At 61.9% G+C, this 2998-nt stretch carries 3 protein-coding genes; 2 read left to right on the top strand and 1 reads right to left on the bottom strand.

Annotated elements, in window-relative coordinates; translation table 11 throughout:
- Positions 1–78: 78 nt before the first annotated feature.
- Positions 79–708 carry a peptidylprolyl isomerase gene (locus ACYVDE_RS18855; protein ID WP_460503093.1) on the bottom strand — a complete coding sequence of 210 codons (630 nt, stop codon included), beginning with the start codon at positions 706–708 and terminating at the stop codon, positions 79–81.
- 571 nt (positions 709–1279) lie between these two features.
- Here ACYVDE_RS18855 and ACYVDE_RS18850 point away from each other — a divergent pair.
- Positions 1280–2170 (top strand): ABC transporter ATP-binding protein, encoded by an 891-nt coding sequence (locus tag ACYVDE_RS18850; RefSeq protein ID WP_460503092.1) that lies wholly within the window; start codon positions 1280–1282, stop codon positions 2168–2170.
- 12 nt (positions 2171–2182) lie between these two features.
- On the top strand, positions 2183–2998 hold an 816-nt coding region (locus tag ACYVDE_RS18845), incomplete at its 3' end, for an ABC transporter permease (RefSeq protein WP_460503091.1).

Here is a 2998-nt window from a genome sequence, read left to right as displayed (position 1 = left end):
GATGGTGCTGCTGGCGCGGCTCCAGGTGGGGGCCGCCGTGCGGGTGGCGGCGGGAGAGGTTCCCGCCGCCACGCTCGCTCAGTTGTTTACTTTCAGCAGCTCCACGTCGAAAATCAAGGCCGTGTCGCCGGGGATGTCGCGGCCCGCGCCGCGCTTGCCGTAGGCTAGGTCGGAGGGGATGTAGAGACGGTACTTCGAGCCTTCGGGCATGAGCTGCAGGGCCTCTGTCCAGCCGGCAATCACGCCGTTCACGGGGAAGGTGGCGGGCTGGCCACGCTGGTAGCTGCTGTCGAACACGGTGCCGTTAATCAGCGTGCCATGGTAGTGCGTCGTTACCGACGAGCGCAGAGTGGGCTTGGGGCCGGTGCCCTGCGTGATTACCTCGTATTGCAGGCCGCTGGGCAGGGTGGTCACGCCGGGCTTCTTGGCGTTTTCGGCGAGGAAGGCTTCGCCTTCGGCTTTGTTGTTTTTCATGGTTTCGGGGTCTTGGGTGTTGTCGTCTTCGGCGCCGCCCATCTGCTCCTGCAGCTGTTGCATAGCGGCTTGCATCTGCTCCTGGGTGAGGCGGCTGGGGAGGCCCTGCAGGCCTTCTTTCAGGGCGCCGGCCAGAGTGTCCACATCGAGGTCGAGGCCCTGCTGGGCGAAATTGCGGGCCAGGTCGCGGCCAATGATGTAGCTCACCTGAGCCTGGTGGGAATCGAGGTTCATAAAAACCGGGGAGGGAAATGAGTGAAGCGGCGGGGCAGCGTGGCGCGCCCGCCGCCGTGAAAAAACAGCACCACGGGTTACGCCGTGGCGCGGGCAAGGTTCCAAAAGCCGCGCCGAACCAGCCGGGCCCGCCGCATTGGCCGAAACCGCAATAAAAAAGCCCGACTCGAAAGCCGGGCTGATTCACTCTAATAAACTGAATAACGATAAATAGCGGTAATAATCAGCGCTTAGCAGTAGTGGTGGTGGTCGTCGTCGCCGTGGAAGAAGAACGTCAGGTCGAGGTCGGCCAGTTTGGCAGCCAGGTAGCTGACGCCGCTCAGCAGCAGGAGGGAGGACACGGAGATAGCAGTGGTTTTTTTCATCGGATGCGGGCCAGCGGCCTTGGGTTGATTTACTGGGACAAAGATACGCACGATTGAAAAATATGTTATGCATGCAGCATAAAATATCGTTTGCATGACGTTATTTTTTCGTGATGCAACAAATTGAAATGCATTCGCCCGGATTTCAAAAGCCCGGATTGACAGCGGCGCCGACTTTTGCCATCGTCCTCAACTGCTTCACTTCTATGGAACTCTGCATCCGCAACTTATCGAAAACCTACCCCAACGGCGTGCGCGCCCTGCGGGGCATCAACCTCACCATTCCCAACGGTATGTTCGGCTTGCTCGGGCCCAACGGCGCGGGCAAGAGCAGCCTGATGCGCACCATTGCCACGCTGCAGGAGCCCGACAGTGGCAGCATCCGGCTCGGCGACATCGATGTGCTGGCCGACAAGGACGCGGTGCGCCGCGTGCTGGGCTACCTGCCGCAGGAGTTTGGCGTGTACCCCAACGTGAGCGCCGAAGTGCTGCTCGACTATTTTGCCGGACTGAAGGGCCTGCGCGACGCGGCCGAGCGCAAGGCCGCCGTAGAGAATCTGTTGCAGCAAACCAACCTCTGGGCCATGCGCAAGAAGGCGGTGGGCGGCTACTCGGGTGGCATGAAGCAACGCTTTGGCATTGCCGTGGCCCTGCTGGGCGCGCCACAACTCATTATCGTGGACGAGCCCACGGCCGGACTCGACCCCACTGAGCGCAACCGCTTCCTGGACCTGCTGAGCGAGATTGGCGAGAACGTGGTGGTGATTCTCAGCACGCACATCGTGGACGACGTGACCGAACTGTGCCCCAACATGGCCATTATTGCCGGCGGCGAGGTGGTGGCCACGGGCTCTCCCAATGAGGTGATTGGCGAAATCCGGGGCAAGGTGTACCGCACCAAAACCGAAAAGGCGGCCCTGGCCCAGCTGCGTGGCGAGTACGACGTGATTTCGTCGAAGCTGGTGGCCGGGCAGCCCATCGTGCGGGTGTTCAGCGAAGTGCCGATAAACGGGCAGTTCCAGCCCGTGGAGGCGACGCTGGAAGACGTGTATTTCCACCGCCTGGCGCGGCGGGAGCAACAGGCCGCTACGCTTTAACTCCGGGCCGTCATGTTCTTCCATACCCTCCGCTTCGAGCTGCGCTACCGTTTTGCGCAGCCGACTACCTACCTCTATTTCGGGGTTTTTGCGCTGTTTGCGTTTTTGTCGCAAACGGTGGATGACTTCGGGTTTAACTCCAGCCCGAAGGTGCACGTGAACGCGCCCGACGCGCTGGCGAACCTGTATTTCATCTCCTCCATTTTCGGCATGTTCATCACGGCGGCGCTGCTGGGCACGCCGGTGTACCGCGACGACAAGGAGCAGATGACGGGCTTGCTGTATACCACGCCGCTGCCCAAGCCGGCCTACCTGGGCGGGCGCTTTGTGGGTTCGCTGCTGGCCATGTGGTTCATTACCTGCGGCACGGCGGTGGGGGCGCTGCTGGGCATGCTCGCGCCGTGGGTGGAAGCCAGCAAGCTGGGGCCGGTGCCGGTGCTGGGGCTGATGGCACCGCTGCTGGCGGCGGGCTGGGTTAATGCGCTGTTTGCGGGGAGCTTGTTTTTTGCGGCGTATCTGCTGCTGCGCTCGCCGCTGGTAGTGTATCTGGGTGGAATTGTGCTGTTTGTGGGCTACCAGTTGTCGCTGCAATTCAGCGAACGGGTTACCAGCGACCACTTGTTTGCCATGCTCGACCCGTTCGGCATCGTGGCCAAAAACCTCGACGTGAAGTACTGGACCATTGCTGAGCGCAACTCGCAGGTGGCGAATTACCTGGGCGGCTATCTGCTTGAAAACCGGCTGTTGTGGAGCGGCATCGGGCTGGCGGTGCTGCTGCTGGCTTGCGCGGTGTTCCGGCTGGGGCTGCCGCGCACGCGGGCCGGCAAG

The sequence above is a fragment of the Hymenobacter agri genome (genome assembly GCF_054778495.1).
The sequence above is the reverse complement of the archived record's forward strand: the minus strand, read 5'-3'. Positions and strand labels throughout refer to the sequence as shown.

Coding starts and splice junctions, on each gene's coding strand:
- ACYVDE_RS18855 (WP_460503093.1), bottom strand. CDS start 708: ATGAACCTCGATTCCCACCAGGCTCAGGTGAGCTACATCATTGGCCGC.
- ACYVDE_RS18850 (WP_460503092.1), top strand. CDS start 1,280: ATGGAACTCTGCATCCGCAACTTATCGAAAACCTACCCCAACGGCGTG.